We start from the raw sequence: 18,598 nt of genomic DNA, 5'->3' as shown, positions 1-18,598 counted from the left end.
AAGCGAAACTAAAAAACGAGATCTTCAAAGATAAAATTATTGATACGCTCAATCATTTCTCGGGGTTTAGTCATTTCATCAATGATTGCCTGGGTTTGAGCAACATCATCGGTAATAAGGTTATCAACTCCCATTTTCGCCATTTTCGTCGTCAATTCTTCCGAATCCACCGTCCAGGCATAGACTTCCTTATCGGCGCGATGAGCATTCGAAACCAAATCAGGCGTGACGAAGGTGGCTTCCACACTTAAGGCATCAACCGGCAAAGTTTGAATATTTCCAATCGCCACAGCCGTAATATAGGCGCGTTTTATCTGGGAATCCACGGCTCCGACCTTTTCCAGCGTCGGGTAATCCAACGAAGCGAGAATGCACTGATCCTGAAACTGATGATCATTAATAATGGCAACCGTCGACTCCACCAGACTGGATTCATGTCCCGTGGGTTTAAGTTCAATATTCAAGCGAATCCTATCCTGGCAAAGAAGAATGGCTTCTTCCAGGGTGGGGATGCGTTCGTTTTGGAATTGGGGGTCAAACCAGCTGCCGATGTCCAGACCGTTGATATCGGCATAGTTGGACGACCAAATGTTTAAATCCTGCCCGGAAATCCGTTTGATATTATTGTCATGAGAAACGACAATGATGCCATCCTTGGTTTGGGCGACATCAATTTCGGCATAATCCGCACCCTCATCAATGGCTTTCTGCAAGGCCGCCAGGGTGTTTTCCGGGGCCAGGTTGGAAGCGCCCCGGTGGGCCGAAATTAACGGACCGGTTAAAAAACGATCATTGAAAATATCGTTAAAGGAATTAAAAATAATGGCACTGTTTAGTATTACAATAAGTAGAACAGCGGTAATGCTGATGGTCAGGATGGTCTTTTTCGTTAGTCGGGCAGGACGATTGTTTTTGATAAGAGGATCAGCTGAAACAAATGCATGGGAAGATTGGGAATAGGCGTAATAAAAATTGGATACAATCGATAAATTCATGGACGACACAATAAGTTGAAAAAAGGTAAACAGTCCCGAGACAAAAAAACCAAAAGTTCCGACAAAAATGGATAATCCCAGGGGATGGTTGTCGAGCTGTTCCAGTGAAAAGAAAGTAATCAATTCTAGAATGATCACAACCAGCAGCAGCGACACTAATATCAGCATGTTCCAGAAGAGAATGTATAGGATGAAACGCCAGAAGTGACCCTTCATCAGCACGAAACTTTTTTTAACCGCCGCGAAAAAGCTGAGGCCATTAAGCGTAAAAAAATGGAATGAAAAAATCCAGTAAACGGCAAGTAAAAACAAAATCAAAGACAAGACCGTGAACCCAAGGGAATAGAACGTGTTTTCTGAAATATATGACATAATGAAGCCAGGTATTGAAATGGAAGATATGAAATTGGAAGACAGGGAAAACTCGGTCAACGGTATAATAACCAGGATAAAAACAAGAAAAAGTAAATTTTTAGGCCGAACAATCGTGATCGCTCGTTTGAATCCTTCTTTTAATAATGGCAGCAATTGTATTTTTCGGCGGAAATGGCTCTCATTAAAGAGCAGAATCAGGGTCGTCAATTCCAGCAGCGCAAAAAAGCCAAAAATTATCGCCAGAAACAAAAAGGTCAGCAGACACAGCGGATTGGTTAAGGCCTGGGTGAAATTAGCGCCGCTCAAATAAGGATAACCCAAAAAAGACATGACGCTATTAAATAGAAAAAAACCTCCCGGATAGACAACCATTGAGCCTACCATGGTATAGATGGCTTCGAAAAAGATTAGAATTCGAAAATTAAATTTAAGAAGCGACAAGGTTTCCCTGGTAATGGATAATAATCCGGATTTGTTTTTGTCCATCAGATACAATCCTTTCAACAGCTAAAATTTAGAAAAACACAGTTTAGAATCATAGCAAAATATGATCTTTTGGAGATTGTAACATGAGGGAGTATCTGAAACAAGAAGAAACAACAAATAAAGTAAATTTTTGAAACTTTGTTTCACAATGCATTAATTGAAGCCAAAAAAGAGCTAGAACCGATTCCACAATTGTACCTGCGAAATCGGCCTAGCTCACAATCTCAGTCGTCATCCGTTTGGACTCCTTCTTTTGATATCATCAAAAATCTTTTTTTCACTTTTTTATAAACATCACGCACTGTTGAACTTTCCTACTCGATTAAAAAGATTTCTCTTTTTAATATTCAAACTCTGTTTTTCATACAAATTTTTTATCCGCCAAAATCAACTTATTTCATCGAGTCAAAATTTCTCCTTCAACCTCGGGTCGGTTATTGATCTTATTGGCCAGTGTCGTAATCATTTATTCAAAATGATTGAGTTGATCTTTGATATGGCCTAATTATAACACCATACTTTTAAAAGTAAATAGAGAAAACGTAAACCTTTGTATAACAATCATATCGGGTTGTAAAAAGATTTTTACAAATCCGTCGTCCTTAGGAGACTAATAAACGAGGCTGGGAAGACGCTTGGAAAGCAACATCGCTCTCAGCCTATATTTAGTTTATCGGGGTGTCTCAACATAGGTGATTGCATTGACGGGACAGGCGCTGATTGTAGTAAAAAGTCGGTCCATATCAATTTTAACATCCTGAGACTTAACAAAAGCCTTCTTATTCTGCATTTTAAAAAGATCGGCATAATTCTTTGTACATAGCCGACAACCCATACAGGCACTCGTGTTAACAGAAAGACCACCTGGTATTTCTTCAGTTTGAGGGAAGTCCTCTTTCGTCACGATTTTTGCAGTAATCCAAGAAAAAATGATGATTGCAATGATTGTCAAAATATAACGAATCACCATAAACTTTATCCCTAAATACTTCACTTCGTTCAAAAGCATCGGAATCTTGATGACTGCCCATGAACTCAAAATAATAACCAGGTTGCGGACCGAGGCCCCCTTTTTATGAAGCATGACACACATTGGGAAAGCCGCATAAATCGGTCCGGCTGATACGCTGCCAAGAGCGAAGGCCAGCACTACACCCTTTGTTTTGGCTTCCGTCCCTAAATATTTGATGATTTTTTCTTTTGGTACCCACAAATCCAAAAGTGCAGTCAGGACAAAGATGACCGGCATAATTAAGAGCATTTCTTTAAGGTAGTAGCTACTGTTCTTGAGGGAATCAATTCCCATACCCGGTCGTAAAATAAACATGATGACATAAGCAATTACCACTGCCACAACAAATAAATGGTCGTATAATTTTTTTAGAACGGTCATATAAGCACCCCTATAACCAACGCAATAATAATGGCAAAGACAAAACTCAAACCATTTCGGGCAGCGGTGAACTTTAATCCGAATTCACGTTTTTCAAGTGGAAAAGTGACAATACCTACCATTGTCAATGTCGTTAAGAATGCAACCGCCGGGACTATGCCAACTCCTGCATTAACCAAGGTCCCGACAAGCGGGAACGCGATGAACGCGGGAATAATCGTGATCGTACCAAATGCAGCGGATACTAATGTGGCGGTAACTAACGATTGATTGCCAACAAAGTCAGCAATTTTTTCCGGTGGTAAAACAGTCAGGATTAAACCAATTAAAAAAATAATTGACAGGATACTTCCCATCATGCCTTTACCCATACCAAATGCCATTTTTAGTGCCTGTCTTGTTTTTCCAGAATCCTTTTGAAAAGAAACAAGCAGAAATACAGCTGTGCCGATCCATATTAACAGAGTAAAAACATCCATTAAATCCTCCTTCAAGTGTTTACTGATAACACGATTATAGAGTATTGGCGGTTTGCAATATAGACACCAATGTTTCTTTTTGTTATAATAATCAAAAAGGAGATGAACATAATGACGGCTGAAGAAATACAAAAGCTTCCTATATTTTCAAATATAAGCATGGAACTGCTTAAAACACATTTAATGAATCATTGCCTATATGTTCAAAGCTATTTTAAAGGGGCAACCGTTTATAATCAAAGCGACTTATGTCAAACCCTGGATATTGTCCTATCAGGTGGGGTTGTGGCCTATACATTGTCAGAAAACGGTTCGGCAACAACCATGTTCGAGTTTCAAAAGGGCAGCATAATCGGCGCAAATTTATTGTTTGGAGAAAATCATGCCTATCCATTTAACATCTATTGCCGGGTTGACTGCAGACTGCTTCACATTTCCAAAGAAGCGGTTTCGGAGTATTTACATGACTACACTTTCGTAATGCACTATATAAAATCATTGTCCCAAAATTCTCAAAGCATGAATCGGAAAATCACAATGATGACGCAAAAAAAACTTCGGGAAAATATCGTGTACTACCTGAAACAACAATCCCTGATTCAAAAATCTTCGACCATTATTCTGCCTATCAGCAAAAGAGAACTTGCCGATTATCTAGGCGTTCAAAGACCTTCATTGTTCAGAGAATTAAAGAAATTAAAAGACGAAGAGATCATTGATTTTAGCAACCGCAGCATTGTGATAAAAAATTTCAATGAACAAACAAAGCGAGGCTACTGATATTGATAAAGAACGCGTAAATATTAAAGACAGGCATACAGTTGCCCAGATGTAATTAAAAAATCCCCTTGGCCTAATAATAAGACTAGGGAAATTTTTGAATTACGATAAAGGTTTTCAATTGGAATTTCACCGTTTAGCCTAAATCTTTAATACAGATTTCGCTGGATATATTGATAGGTTACACCTTTTATGTCATAATAGTGAATGACACATATGAATATATAGTTAAAAGCAGGAAGTTATAATACCCCCCAGGGAGACACCATAAGTTGTACATTCGTGCAAAACTCATATAATCAGTAAAACGAATTGATGAGATCAAAAACATTCATTTCACAAATCATATGTTTTCTTATATAATAATGCTATCAATACGAATCAAAAAACGAGGAGAACAAAATGGGAAAAACAATTGCTGAAAAAATATTTGATGCGCATCGGGTCGACGAGCCGTTTCCGGACACCCATGTGTTAAAACTGGATCGGGTATTCTGCCATGAAATCACCACTCCAATCGCCATCACAGATCTGATGGCACGCGGCATGGACCGGGTCTTTGATCCCACCAAAATTAAAGCCGTCATCGACCATGTGACCCCGGCCAAGGATTCAAAAACCGCGGAACAAGGAAAAATCCTCCGGGATTGGGCCAAACGCCATGACATTAAAGACTTTTTTGATATCGGGAAAAACGGCGTTTGTCATGCCATCTTTCCGGAAAAAGGATTTGTCCGACCGGGATTCACCATCATCATGGGGGACTCGCACACCTGTACCCATGGCGCCTTTGGGGCTTTTGCCGCCGGCATCGGGACAACCGACCTGGAAGTGGGGATTCTAAAGGGTGTCTGTGCCTTCCATTTTCCTAAAACCATTAAGATCGTCCTAAAAGGTTCATTAAAACCTGGAGTTTACGCCAAGGATTTGATTCTGTTTATCATTAAAGAGCTGACCGTCAACGGCGCCACCAATATGGTCATAGAATTCACCGGCCCGGTCGTGGATGCGATGTCCATGGAATCCCGAATGACCCTGTCTAACATGGCCATTGAAGCCGGCGGTACCTCGGGCATCTGTTACCCGGATATGACTACCGTGGACTACCTCTGGGAATTCATCAAGGATGAGTTCGCTACCAAAGAAGACGCCCTCAAAGAATATTCGAAATGGGTATCTGATGACGATGCCGAATACGAACGGATCTGCGAATACAATGTTACAAATCTGGAGCCCATGGTGACGGTTGGCTATAAACCCGATCAGGTTAAAACAGTTAAGGAAATGACCGGCACCAGAGTCGACCAGATTTATATCGGCAGCTGCACCAACGGCCGGATTGAAGATTTGCGCATCGCTGCCAGTGTCTTAAAGGGCAAGAAAATCAGCGAGAATGTTCGGGCCATAGTGAGCCCCGCAACCCCGGCGATTTATTCCATGGCGCTCAAAGAAGGCATCATTGAAATTTTCCATGAAGCCGGATTCTGCGTGACCAACCCCACCTGCGGTGCCTGTCTGGGCATGAGCAACGGCGTCCTGGCCAAAGGGGAAGTTTGTGCGTCCACTACCAACCGTAATTTCAACGGCCGCATGGGTAAGGGTGGCATGGTCCATCTGATGAGCCCGGCAACCGCTGCGGCAACCGCCATTACCGGAAGCATCACAAATTCCGATTTATATCAAGTTTAGGAGCTGGCATAAAATGAAAACATTTAGTGGAAAAGTATTATTTTTAGATCGAAGCGATATCAATACCGATGAAATCATTCCCGCAAAATACCTGACCGAAATTACCAAAGAGGCCTTAAAACCAAACTTACTGGAAGATCTGGTTATGACCGGCTTCAACAAGGACGACATTCGGGATAAAGCCGTGATTGTCACCCGGGAAAACTTTGGCTGCGGCTCTTCCCGGGAACATGCGCCCTGGGCCCTGGAAGTCAACGGCATCAACGTCGTGCTGGCCGAAAGCTTCGCTCGGATTTTCAGGCAGAATATGTACAACTGCGGCATGTTTGCCATTGAGCTGCCTAAAGAAACCATCGATGCGCTTTTCGCCAATTATGCGGGAAAAGACGTCGCCATGGAAATTGATGTAGACGCCAATAAAATTATCATCAGCGCCGACGGCAAAACCGAAACCATCGACTTCAAAATCGGGGCGTTTGATCAAACCCTTGTTAAAGAAGGCGGCTGGGTCGGCTACGCCGAAATGAATTACTAAAAGAATCAGGCATTAAATCATTAGAATTTAAAAAGAGAACTGCAAAACTTTGGTTTTGCAGTTCTCTTTTTCGGTGGTGCAAGGCAATGGGCAACCCGGCTACACCGCAAAAGGAAATTTGTACCACCGCATCCAAATATTCGTGAGATAAAACCCCTAAAAATAAAACATAGACTGAATAAATACTAAAAAATATGGTATATAAATAGTATCAAAAATATTGTATTAAGGGAGAATTCAATTATAGCAGATCCAAAAGATAGAATTGATGAGGCCAAAGATAAGACCGTCGGTGGTATCAAGAGGGAAAAGCGATGGATGTCGGTGATAAGTGTTTTAACTGAAAAAAATAGATTAGCAATAGAGGTGTAAAAATGAATTCAGGAGCAAGAAAGATTATTGGATTAGTTGTCGGAATAGTTCAAGCGGTATTGCTGATTCGTCTGGTTCTAAAACTGCTGGGTGCAAATCCGGGAAATGTTATTGTTAATGGTGTTTATATGATCACTCAGCCGCTTGTGGGTATTTTTGAGGGCATTTTCGCCCAAATTCCCATCCCGAGTATTAATGCCACCGCTGTCTTTGAGCCGGCAACCCTGATTGCGATGCTGGTTGTGGCCTTGATCGGTTGGGTTTTAAATAAGATTTTTTCTTCTTCTACGAATTGAAGAATACCAATATAGCATAAAATAATAAAGAAGACAGCAAAACTTTATTTGGTTTTGCTGCCTTTTTTTTGCTGTGGGGAAAGGGGGCGGTGAAGAGAACATGACAAACGAAACGTCTCCATTGAATACCCATGGCATAAATAATTACGTATAAAATTAAAATCATAACTACCGGCTGAGCCGATGGTTATGATTTTTTACTGTTATTCTAAGGGTATTGTCGTTACTCTGGACACCCCTTTATATACATCAATTTGTTGCGTTCACATAACTGTCAAAGATTCCCTTTGACTGAACAATGGCTTGCATATAGTTTTGCAGATGATTAAGTGGATACTGGGTATAGCTCATTTTTACATTTCCGCCGGCAGCCAGCATTTTTTCATAGGCGTTCTCGGTTACCGATGCCGGAATCAATCCATCCTCAGATGAGGTCAGAAAGGTGACAGGCATTTGCGGAACCCAATTATCCGTATCATTAGCGGCAATGTCCTGTGATACATCGCCATCTTTGGCACTGCTCAGGAAAGCAGCTGTAAACATGTTGTCTGTTTCTTTTGGGTAATTGGAAGCCAATATGATAAGTGGAGTTGCGGGGTTGGCGAAGTTTTTTTCAACCCGAGTATCATAAGGTTTGTTGAAAATAGCATCCATTGTACCCCAATTGTAAATTTGCTGATAGGCATAAATCGCTTTGGCACACACCAGGCTTCCGCCAGGCCGGCCATCCATGATAACGCCCCCTGGTGTTTCAAGAAAGTTATTCATGGCAGCATTCATGTTATAGGGACCTTCCATAAATACAGCGGCAGTAACCGGATACTGAGGATAGTCATTCTGAATTAATTCAGCAAGCGCTGATACGGCCTGACCACCTTCTGAATAGCCCGACAAAAAGAGTTGGCCATTGGTGGACAGCTTTAATTGTTCCAATAAATGTTGGGTGGCAATTAAGATATCCACACCATTTGCAGCTTCACTGTCGGCAAACAAATATTCACTGGGATATTTCAGGCAATTGGGCTGTCCGGTACCGACATAGTCGGAAATTGCGACCACATATCCGTCACTGGCAAATGCACCTGCCATCGTATTGGATTCTCCGGAAGCTTTTTGAATGCTGATACTGGGAGCAGTGCCATTTGTCATGATCGTTGCATGTTGATAAACAAGTAAAGGCATGGGCGTGGCATCGGTTTTTTCTGGAATCAGAACGACTCCCGAACAGGGTATCTTTTCACCGGCGTGATTAACGGTGACATATTCAATAATATAGGCACTAACCGGAAATTCTGGTGAACCAAGCTGTGACATGGACCATTGGGCAGATTCCTTGGTGGTGCTTTTCCCTAATTTTTGAAGAAAAGTGGTCGAGTCAACGGTTGAAAAGGTTTGATAAAATTCATTAAACAAGAGGTCCCCGCGGGTGGCACTACTGACATCATAGGCGGCCTTGGCTTCAATAGTCTTTAATTCTTTGCCTGAAATTGTTTGAAGCATAAAAACAAGCAAAAAAAGGGCAATAAGCATTAAAAACAATTGGAAAAAGATTCTTCTAGCTGATTTCATAATCTCCTCATATTGACATAAATTGACCCCAGCATTCATGGTCTTGTCATTGATGTTATTCTACAGCAACTAATATTACGAAGCAATATATATTTTGTCTAATTAATCAATTGTGAAAAAGGTAGACGGTTATCAGAGAACCCTAGATTTCAGGGGGATGGTTCGGCCCCCCGATAATCGTTCTTTGGAATTAGTGTCAGCATGGCGGTGTTACACCTTGGCATCATTTTTTTCAAAGTATTTGCTGGTCCGGTTCGCGGCATTTTCCCGGAGGTTGAAATAATAAAAGGGATAGTCGAAGGTATGGTAGACCCCTTTGCCAAAGGTCGCACTGCCGGGCGAATAGACATCCACATTAACGGTGCTGCAGATCAGCGCACCCTTTGCCAGATCGATCTGGGCATCGGCAAAATTCATGACCGGTTCAATGAAACCCTCGGCATTTCGTACCGCTGAGCCATTTTTATTCAGCCCGATGGACCCTAAATTCTCAGCCGCGGTGGCCAGGGTTTCATCCCGTTTCCAGTTGATCGGATTGATGGTAAGAGCACCGGCGGTTATCACCGGGTTACCCGGTGGCAGCACCTCGGGGGCTTCGGTATTATAGGAAACGATCACTCCGGTATCATCCGGGCCCTGGGCAAATTTCAAGTGGGGATTGGCGGCCAGGTAATCATCGGTGATGGTAAAGCCGACCACATAGGCAACCACCATCCGTTTGTAGACATCCGGATGTTCTTTTAAATAGCCGGACAGGATGTTGCTCATGACGTCGGATCCCTGGGAATGACCGACTAAAATAAAGGGCCGGCCGTTGTTATAATGTTTGATGTAGTAATCAAAGGCGGCCGTGGCATCGGTGGTGGGGATACCGGCGATGGTTTCCTCCCGATTGACCGCGGACAGGTTGTCCTGGCGATAGAAAGGGGCATAAATATTGGCCACCGTTTCATAGGCCGTCGCCTGCCGGTCATAGGCCAGTTTGGCATTGGCCATCATGCCCGGATCATCAATGGTGCTGATACTGGGATTGGTCTGATCGGCCGGGGCGTAGGTAGTGGGGTAGAGATAAAAAACGTCCACCTTCTTGTCTGTGCTAGTGGGGACATTGAGCCAATGCTCAGTTTGGGAGTAATCGGTTACATCTTTCTGGGCAGTGCATCCTGCCAGGACAATGCCCAGACCTACAACGGCAGCCATCAATATCACGATTTTTCTTTTCAATTCCGTTTTTCTCCTTTAATTACATTCGTTAACATATTTTTAATGAGTTTCATTTTATATGAAATGATGGGAATGCGCAATCATATCTTTTCTGCAAAAAATAAATAATAATTGAAATCACACAAGAGTATTGTATAATAAACTCATAATTAACATATGTCAATAAATGATGAACGGTAATTCATATGCTGTAAGGAGGTAAAATGATGAAAGTTGGATTAATCAGATGCATGCAGACTGAGGATATGTGTCCCGGAACAACCGATTTTAAAGTGATGAAAGAGAAGAAACTGGCATTTGAAGGGGTAGAAGGGGAAATTGAAATAATCGGTTTCACTTCATGTGGCGGTTGTCCCGGGAAAAAAGCGGTAACACGAGCTGCGGAAATGGTTAAGCGCGGAGCCGATACGATTGTTTTGGCCTCGTGTATCACCAGAGGAAATCCCATCGGTTTTGTTTGTCCGAATGTTGAACAGATGAAAGCTGCCATTGAAAAAAAACTGGGCGATTCCATAAAAATTATTGATTATACGCATTAAGAGACGCATTCATAATAATAGTGTAAAGAAATTCAAACTGGGTTATTATTTCCAGTGCGCAGGAGTAGCTAAATAATGGCAACTGAATTAAAGGACAACTGAAATCAACATAAAAGCGGCGATTTTTCTCATAGCAATATCGTAAGCAAGAAGCACTCAGATATTGCAATGGATTTGTTTAAAAAAGGCTATAATTATTCCCAGCTGAATTACTGAAACAACAAAAAATAATACAAAAGAGGACTGCAGAGTTTTGGCAGTCCTCTTTTGCGTTATGGCAGAAGGAGGCAGAGAGGGCATGACAAACGAAACGTCCCCACGTCATACCCATGTCATATTAATTTTGGTGCAGTGATTATTTTGGATGGATCACGGAGACTGTTGTCGTTTTTCCCTTGTACCTTACGGTATGTATTTGGAGTCATACCAAGCTTTTGCTTGAAAAGTCTGCGAAAAGAATTGGGCTCATTATAACCGCAGATACAAGCGATGTTCTCAATAGTATTATTGGTTGTTGACAACAATACCTTGGCTTTATCCAGTCGATAGAAGTTTACATAGTCGATGTATTTAATACCCTCGACTTTTCGGAATATGCGGCTTAAATAGGACGGGCTCATAAACATTTCAACGGCAATGGTTTCTAATGAAATATGTTTTTCTTCATTAATATATTGACTAATCAATTTTTTTGCTTTGATGATGAGCTCTCTGGATAAATCCTGCTGGTCTTTGTTGATTGTACAGTTACAGTCTTTTATGAAATTATACAGCAAACTTTTTATCTCGATTTTTGTTTTGATTTTAGTAATTTCCAACATAAAATTATTATAGATGATGATTACCGTTTCATTAATCTTTTCAACGTAGGTATCAATAAGATAATAATATAATTCGGTGCAGAATTTTTGACATTTGTTTACAACTCGAGAAAAATGATATTCTTCTTTATTTAAGTAAGTATCCCATATTTCATCAAAAATAATTTCTAATTCTGTACAAGTACAATTCAGACAGTCCAAAAATATTTTTTTGTAAGAAATACTGTTAGCTGAATCATTGAAGAAGTATTCTTTCTTCTCAACACTTTTATTAATGTTTTCTACGATTCGAATGATTCTTTTTCGGTCAATAGGAGCTGATAAAAAAGAATAAGCTCCGAAATCCATTGCCGATTGAAGTAATTCAAACTGTTCGGAAATTGAAAAACAAATGAGAAAATTTGACGGGTCAAGATCCTTGATCATTTTGACAATATCAACATAAAAAGTGTTGTCGATTGGCTTGATTTCAAGGAATACAAGTCTAGGTTTCTTTTCTTTAATGACGGTCAATCCAGAGTTGAAAGAAAAAGCCTGGCCACTGTATTGAATATTTGAATTATATTTAAATAAATGATTGAACATTTCTCCATCCAAAGGATTCGAACTGATAACAAAGTAATTGATCATATTATGGACTCCTTTAATAATAAATTATTCGAGGTTTAAAGGTAAAGAGATAACAATTTTCCCGCAATTATCTTCCGTTTCAATAATAGTAATATCATATGATTCATTATAGAATGCCGAAAGCATACGCAGGAGGTTGTTAAGTGTTAAACAGGTTGTTCGCGAGAAAAGCGAACTTAAAATATTGCGATTCGTCGTTTCTTTTATATTGACAATTGGTAATTTCACATGATTACAGGATAATGCCAGAACCATTTTGTTATCAATTTCAATAGCCGAAATCATTATTATGCTGGAAATATTTTGCTTATCAATGTTTATAAAAAAAAGATGTTCGACAATGGATTGAATCAATGTGATCGGAATATTTTTTTTTGCACACTCCTGATTAATCTGTTCTTCAATGGTAACTTTAAAATTTCGCGATAGATTTTTAATCGTAATATAATTTTGTATATAGTCGATTTCTTCTTCAAGAGGAACTAAAGATTCTTTGCGATAAAGTGTCCGTCTCAGTAGAGAAGAGATTGAAAAGATGATATCAGCAGTTTCAGTTGCTTCTTCAATGATTGCTTGTTGATAAATAGAATTAAAACTTTCAACTAGAAATGTTATCGGTAACTGGTTCTCAAGAAGGTTAAACTTCAATTTCGCCACATTTGCTTTCGTCTCCGCAATCTCCTTTTTTTCTTCCAATAATTTGATTTGCTGTTCCTTATATCGTTCATTCAAAATATTTTGGTATCCCATGACAGATATTAATTGAGCAATAATTTTCAGCAGTTTTGTATAGGCAGTGATTTCTTTCAGGGAGAGGGCCAGAATTTTTTCATGATAGATATCGGTATAGTGAAAAGCATTCGAATTTTTAAATATATCCGGTAAATAATCAAAGATCTTTGGCACTTTATCTAAATCCACACCGGTTAAAAGAACTTGACCAGTCATTATCTGCCCGACGCAGGTATCTTCTACAAAAATGGGGACGGCACAGTCAATCAATCCGCAGGGACACTGATAAATATATGGTTCTCGAGTGATGGATGCGGTTAATCCGGCATAAGCATCTGATTGGATGCACAGTTTCTCAAGTTCTGGAATACTTCTGATCGATTCACAAACGGGTAGAAATTTATGACTGGTAATTGTACGCCCTTGAAAGTCAACAATGGATGAAGCCATGCCGGTAGCCTCATAGTATTGTTGCAAGAGTTCTTCCAGGATTTCTACGGAAACCAAATCAGTTAAATGAATGACATGCATGATGATCCCCCCTTTTTTATTGTAAAGGTTTACACTCCACGATATTAGTTTAATTATATCATATTTTCAATATAACCTTATCAATTTATGTTGTCAATTAATAATGATTAAGATGTCAAAAATTGATTGGTTATTTGTAATAAAAGAGTGCAGTATACTTGAATATTGAATTTTGTCAGACAATAAAGGAATACTAATGGACAATAATGATAACTACTTGAGGTTTAAAAAGAGAGTATCATAAGTGTATTCAATGGAATTTAGCTGTAATTATGATTGAAGTGAGGTGAAAACATGGAGAAAGGTAAAGCAGTGGCCATCGTCGAATGTAATGGATTGCCAACAGCAATTGCTTTTCTGGATATGGCTTTGAAATCTGCCAATGTAAAATTATTAGGAATGGAATTGGCAAAAGGAGAAGGGATGGTTGATGTCAAGTTAATTGGAGATGTTAGTGCCGTGAAAGCTGCGATAGCAGCTGGAATAATTATTGCAGATACGATTGGCGGGATCATGGGAAAAATTATTATTCCCCGGCCTCATGACAATATTAATTGTATGCTGAAGAATGATTATGTCATGCACAGTTTAATGAATCAAGAAAAGAATGGCCAGAATGTTCAATCGACGTTTTTGAGAGATAATCAGAAAACTGAGAATGAGATGAATGAAAAAAATTATGATGAACCCGATTTGATTGTTTTTGAGAAATCAGATATGGGATTAAAACCCAAAGTCGAAGAAACCCGTATCAGTGAAACAATAGGGAATGAAACGAAAATGGTGTTCAATGATCAAAATTTTTTAGTAGTGTCTGAAAAAGAGTATTCATGTAATCTGTGTAAAGATCCAACCTGCCCCAGAATTAAAGGCAGACCCCATACAGAGTGTCTTCACTATAACGAGAAAAGGGAATAATGATGGATCAGGAATTGATTATTAGTATTGTAAACGAAGTTCTGCGCCACTTAGCATTAAAGAATGACGGAACGTTGATTGCAACATTTGCTGAAAATTATGTACAGGAAAAAGGAAATCAATTATTTGAGATAAACAGGCAAAAAAAAGGGAGGGATGGAAGTAAAATGAAAAAAATTCTTGTTCTGAATTTTGGATCAACATCTTCGAAGATTTCAATTTTTCAAGATGAAGTTGAAGTAAATAAAACATCGATCGCACATAATACAGCAACGCTTAATCAATTTAAAAGCGTTATTGATCAAAGAGATTTTCGAAAAAAAGCCGTTTTAGAATGGCTGGAAAGTATTAATGAGTCAATCATGTCTTTTGACGCCATTGCTCCCAGAGGTGGGAATGTCCACCCGATTGCAAGCGGAACCTATCAGGTCAACCAGGATATGGTCGATGATTTGGAAAGCGGTCAATATGGCGTTCATGCCAGTGCTTTAGCCAGTATCATCGGTTATGAATTGTTTAAAGCATACGGTATCCCAGCTTATACAACGGATCCGATTGTTGTTGACGAAAAAATACCTGAAGCGCGTCTTTCCGGAAATAGAATTTTAAAGAGAACCTCCAATATGCATGTGCTAAATCATAAAGCGACGGCGCGGATTGCCGCGTTGCAAATTGGTAAGCCCTATGAGGAATGCAATTTTGTTGTCGCCCATATGGGCGGCGGTATTACGATCGGTGCTCATTATAACGGGAAAATTATTGATGCGAATAATGGCTTTGACAGTGATGGGCCATTTTCTCCTGAACGTTCCGGCAGTCTGCCGGTTGGCGATCTGGTTCGACTATGTTTTTCCGGACAATACGATCAATTGCAAATTCTTCGCATGATCAATGGGGAAGGAGGTATGAAATCATATCTGGGTGAAGTAGATGTGCGAATAATTGAGGACCGAATCGATAAAGGGGATAAAGAAGCAATTTTAGCTTATGATGCAATGGCTTATCAAGTCGCTAAGGAGATTGGTGCTTATTCAGTCGTCAGTCAAGAAAAACTTGATGCAATTGTTTTAACCGGTGGTTTGGCTTATTCAGAAAAATTCACATCCAAAATTATTAGTTATATGGGGTTTTTAGCACCGGTATTGATATTCCCAGGTGAGAATGAAGCATTAGCATTGGCAAAAGGTGCCTTACGCGTCCTTAATAAGGAAATAAATACACGGATATATATAAAAGAAAACCAGGAGGACACGTTATGGCCAATAATAGAATCGGAAAGATAATCAATATTCAACGCTTCACTATTCATGATGGGCCCGGAATTCGAACGGAAATTTTTCTAAAAGGATGTCCATTGCACTGTATTTGGTGCAGTAATCCGGAAAGTAGGCACCCTTATTCTGAGGTCGGCGTGAATCGTGACAGCTGCATTGGAAAAGAATTATGCGGTAAATGTCTCGACGTATGTACACAGGAGGCCTTGATGTTTTCCGGCGATAAAATTGCAGGAATTGATCGAGAAAAATGCACAAATTGTCTCGCCTGTGCAAAAGCCTGTGTTAACGATACCTTGAAAATCTTCGGGGCCGATCTAACCGTGGATGAATTGATGAAGATTATCCGAGCCGACCGAAAATACTATGATCAATCAGGCGGCGGCGTTACATTTTCAGGAGGGGATCCCCTTACACAATGGGAGTTTGTTCGTGACGTTTTAGCGCAATGCAAAAGACTTAATATCAATACATGTGTGGAATCAGAGCTTTTCTGTAAGCAAGAAATTTTGGATGAAATTATCCCGTGCACAGATTTATTTATTTCAGATATCAAGCATATGGACAGCAAGCAGCATCGCCAGATTACCAATGCCGGGAATGAAATTATTCTGGGCAACCTTCAATATCTCGTCAGTAAGAATATTCCGCTTGTTTTACGGATCCCGATCGTCACTGGCTATAATGATAGTGACGAAAACATTCGCAAAACCGGAGAATTTATTCAAAATGAACTGCATAACAGAATCATCCAATTACAGTTATTGCCGTTCAGACCTTTAGGAGAAGATAAATATGAGTCTCTTGGCATTTCATATCTCATGACAGGAACCCCAAGTAATCGAGATCTTTATACCGAGCAGCTGACAAAAATTGCCGAAGAATTACAGAAATATGGGGTACCGGCGGTGCCGGGAGCCATGAAATTATCAGAAAAAATGCGAGGATAGGAGGAATGGCAGCATGACAACAGATATTGAAAATCCAGATATTAAAAAAGTTATTCAGGAAATTGTAACAAACATATTACAGGACAATCAAAATAATGAATTTTCCAGAAATATTAACGATGATTTATTGAGAATACCGGTTGGTGTTTCAAATCGTCATGTGCATTTATGTCGGAAAGATATGGATGTGCTATTTGGCGAAGGAAGTGAATTGACAGAATATCGTGAATTAACCCAAAAAGGTTATTTTGCAGCGAAGGAGACCGTTACCGTGGTCGGTCCAAAAGGTGCGATAAACAAGGTGCGATTATTAGGCCCTTTGCGAAACGATACCCAAATTGAGGTATTGGCATCCGATCGATTTACCCTTGGAATTGAACCGCCGGTCAGAGAATCAGGGTCACCGACAGTGGCCCCGACGATTACCATTGTCGGTCCGAAAGGTACCGTTATTAATAACATGGGCGGGATGGTTGCATGGCGCCATATCCATATGAACGCTTATGAATCGAAACTTCTGGGTGTTAGCGATGGCGATTATGTAAAAGTGAAGACCCAGGGCGAACGGGAAATTATTTTTTCAAATGTAAAAATTAGAATCGGCGAAGCTTTCCGCACCGAACTGCATTTGGATTCTGACGAAGCAAATGCAGCAAGCATTAAAAACGGCGATTTTCTGAAAATTATTTTATAAGAAGGCAAAGGATATAAAGATGAAAAATTATTTTTCTTCTGAATCGGTAACCGAAGGTCATCCTGATAAAATGTGCGATTTGATATCCGATGCGATTTTGGATGCAATGATCGAAAAAGATCCAAATGCGCGAGTCGCCTGTGAAACGACCGCTTCACCCGGTTTGATCCATGTGATGGGTGAGATCACCGTTAACGGTTATGTTGATATTGAAAAAGTTGTACGAAACACCGTTAGAGAAATTGGCTATGTCAGCAAAACCGATGGTTTTGATGCCGATACCTGTGCAGTCCTGCTCTCGATTAATGCTCAATCACCGGATATCGCCTTAGGGGTCAATCATTCCTTTGAATCAAAAAACGAGTTTTTCGCTGAAAAGTCAGATCTTGGGGCAGGCGATCAGGGCATGATGTTTGGTTATGCCTGTGATGAAACGCCTGAATTTATGCCGATGGCCATTGTCTTGGCGCATAAATTAACCCACCGGCTGGCGTTGGTCAGAAAAAACAATACGATCAATTATCTTTGTCCGGATGGCAAGTCCCAGGTAACCATTGAATATGACGACGATAAACCGGTCCGCGTCGATACCGTCGTGATCGCGGCTCAACATCATTCAGGCATCAGTCAGGGACGGATTAGACGAGACATCGTCAGTCAGGTAATCGAGTCAGAAATTTCAGCGCATTTACTGGATGATCGGACCAAGTTTCTGATAAATACTACCGGGCGATTTGTTGTGGGCGGACCGACCGGTGATACCGGTTTGACAGGAAGAAAAATCATTGTGGATACTTATGGTGGGTATGCCCGACACGGTGGTGGTGCATTTTCGGGAAAGGATCCGACAAAAGTGGACCGGACAGCCAGCTATGCGATGCGCTATCTTGCTAAAAACATTGTGGCGTCCGGCGCAGCAAAAAAATGCGAGATTCAGGTGGCCTACGCCATCGGTGTTTCAAAACCTGTTTCACTCTGCATCAATACCTATGGAACCGGGAAATGGACGGAACAGGAATTAAGAGAAATCATCTGGGAAAATATTGATCTGCGGCCAACGGCGTTAATTGATCGTTTTAATATGAGACGGCCGATTTATAAACAAATAGCGGCATACGGCCATTTTGGCAGAAATGATTTGGATCTTCCCTGGGAGAAATTAGATAGTGTTCATTTGTTTAAGTAAGTAATTTTGTCAGGCCATTGCGATAAGGAGGTATGATGATTGTCAATAAATGATTGGTGTTAAAAAATGATTGGTTGTTCGCTTCAGCACAAAACAAAAGATGAATTGGTCTGAACAATTTTGGAACTCG

At 40.3% G+C, this 18,598-nt stretch carries 17 protein-coding genes; 10 read left to right on the top strand and 7 right to left on the bottom strand.

Annotation, left to right across the window (positions count from 1 at the left end; translation table 11 throughout):
• Positions 1–8: 8 nt before the first annotated feature.
• From AKG39_RS07290 to AKG39_RS07280, 3 genes are all read right to left on the bottom strand, one after another.
• Positions 9–1,856 carry a glycerophosphodiester phosphodiesterase gene (locus AKG39_RS07290; RefSeq protein WP_050739723.1) on the bottom strand — a complete coding sequence of 616 codons (1,848 nt, stop codon included), beginning with the start codon at positions 1,854–1,856 and terminating at the stop codon, positions 9–11.
• Between the two features lie 670 nt (positions 1,857–2,526).
• A complete protein-coding gene (locus AKG39_RS07285) occupies positions 2,527–3,249 on the bottom strand; it encodes a permease (RefSeq protein WP_050739722.1) in 723 nt (240 codons plus the stop codon).
• Positions 3,246–3,728 carry a permease gene (locus tag AKG39_RS07280; protein ID WP_050739721.1) on the bottom strand — a complete coding sequence of 161 codons (483 nt, stop codon included), beginning with the start codon at positions 3,726–3,728 and terminating at the stop codon, positions 3,246–3,248. The genes AKG39_RS07285 and AKG39_RS07280 overlap by 4 nt, the downstream gene beginning before the upstream one ends.
• 111 nt (positions 3,729–3,839) lie before the next feature.
• On the opposite strand from AKG39_RS07280, the gene AKG39_RS07275 reads away from it, so the two are divergent.
• From AKG39_RS07275 to AKG39_RS07260, 4 genes are all read left to right on the top strand, one after another.
• A complete protein-coding gene (locus AKG39_RS07275) occupies positions 3,840–4,508 on the top strand; it encodes a Crp/Fnr family transcriptional regulator (RefSeq protein WP_050739720.1) in 669 nt (222 codons plus the stop codon).
• Between the two features lie 402 nt (positions 4,509–4,910).
• The gene (locus AKG39_RS07270; protein ID WP_050739719.1) at positions 4,911–6,197 is read left to right on the top strand and encodes a 3-isopropylmalate dehydratase large subunit; all 1,287 of its coding nucleotides are present in this window, start codon (positions 4,911–4,913) and stop codon (positions 6,195–6,197) included.
• 13 nt (positions 6,198–6,210) lie between these two features.
• Positions 6,211–6,732 (top strand): 3-isopropylmalate dehydratase small subunit, encoded by a 522-nt coding sequence (leuD, locus tag AKG39_RS07265; RefSeq protein WP_050739718.1) that lies wholly within the window; start codon positions 6,211–6,213, stop codon positions 6,730–6,732.
• Between the two features lie 374 nt (positions 6,733–7,106).
• Positions 7,107–7,400, top strand: coding sequence for a YggT family protein (locus tag AKG39_RS07260; protein ID WP_050739717.1), 294 nt, complete (start codon positions 7,107–7,109; stop codon positions 7,398–7,400).
• Positions 7,401–7,649: 249 nt separating this feature from the next.
• Here the strand turns inward: AKG39_RS07260 and AKG39_RS07255 are convergent, their stop codons facing one another.
• Positions 7,650–8,969, bottom strand: a complete 1,320-nt coding sequence (locus AKG39_RS07255; protein ID WP_050739716.1) for an alpha/beta hydrolase family protein — start codon at positions 8,967–8,969, stop codon at positions 7,650–7,652.
• 210 nt (positions 8,970–9,179) lie between these two features.
• Positions 9,180–10,193 carry a DUF3089 domain-containing protein gene (locus tag AKG39_RS07250; RefSeq protein ID WP_050739715.1) on the bottom strand — a complete coding sequence of 338 codons (1,014 nt, stop codon included), beginning with the start codon at positions 10,191–10,193 and terminating at the stop codon, positions 9,180–9,182.
• Between the two features lie 206 nt (positions 10,194–10,399).
• Here AKG39_RS07250 and AKG39_RS07245 point away from each other — a divergent pair, with 206 nt between their 5' ends.
• On the top strand, positions 10,400–10,732 hold the full coding sequence (locus tag AKG39_RS07245; protein ID WP_050739714.1) for a CGGC domain-containing protein: 333 nt from the start codon (positions 10,400–10,402) through the stop codon (positions 10,730–10,732).
• A 332-nt stretch (positions 10,733–11,064) separates the two neighbouring features.
• On the opposite strand, the gene AKG39_RS07240 is transcribed toward AKG39_RS07245, so the two are convergent.
• Positions 11,065–12,183 carry a helix-turn-helix domain-containing protein gene (locus tag AKG39_RS07240; protein ID WP_050739713.1) on the bottom strand — a complete coding sequence of 373 codons (1,119 nt, stop codon included), beginning with the start codon at positions 12,181–12,183 and terminating at the stop codon, positions 11,065–11,067.
• A gap of 24 nt (positions 12,184–12,207) precedes the next feature.
• Positions 12,208–13,446, bottom strand: coding sequence for a PocR ligand-binding domain-containing protein (locus AKG39_RS07235; protein WP_050739712.1), 1,239 nt, complete (start codon positions 13,444–13,446; stop codon positions 12,208–12,210).
• A gap of 294 nt (positions 13,447–13,740) precedes the next feature.
• Here AKG39_RS07235 and AKG39_RS07230 point away from each other — a divergent pair, with 294 nt between their 5' ends.
• The 5 genes from AKG39_RS07230 to metK all read left to right on the top strand — a co-directional run bounded on the left by AKG39_RS07230 (position 13,741) and on the right by metK (position 18,468).
• Complete coding sequence (locus AKG39_RS07230) at positions 13,741–14,364, top strand: BMC domain-containing protein (protein ID WP_050739711.1); 624 nt, start codon at positions 13,741–13,743, stop codon at positions 14,362–14,364.
• A gap of 167 nt (positions 14,365–14,531) precedes the next feature.
• Positions 14,532–15,647, top strand: coding sequence for a butyrate kinase (buk, locus tag AKG39_RS07225; protein WP_050739749.1), 1,116 nt, complete (start codon positions 14,532–14,534; stop codon positions 15,645–15,647).
• A complete protein-coding gene (locus AKG39_RS07220; protein ID WP_050739710.1) occupies positions 15,620–16,588 on the top strand; it encodes a glycyl-radical enzyme activating protein in 969 nt (322 codons plus the stop codon). Before buk ends, AKG39_RS07220 begins: the two co-directional genes overlap by 28 nt.
• A 13-nt stretch (positions 16,589–16,601) precedes the next feature.
• A complete protein-coding gene (pduL, locus tag AKG39_RS07215) occupies positions 16,602–17,282 on the top strand; it encodes a phosphate propanoyltransferase (protein ID WP_083439461.1) in 681 nt (226 codons plus the stop codon).
• A gap of 19 nt (positions 17,283–17,301) precedes the next feature.
• Positions 17,302–18,468: a methionine adenosyltransferase gene (gene metK, locus AKG39_RS07210; RefSeq protein ID WP_050739709.1), complete on the top strand. Its 1,167-nt coding sequence runs from the start codon at positions 17,302–17,304 to the stop codon at positions 18,466–18,468.
• The last annotated feature ends 130 nt before the right edge of the window (positions 18,469–18,598 follow it).

It is taken from the genome of Acetobacterium bakii (assembly GCF_001263355.1).
GTDB lineage: Bacteria > Bacillota > Clostridia > Eubacteriales > Eubacteriaceae > Acetobacterium > Acetobacterium bakii.
Note: the sequence above shows the minus strand (reverse complement) of the source record. Positions and strands in the feature narration are given on the sequence as shown.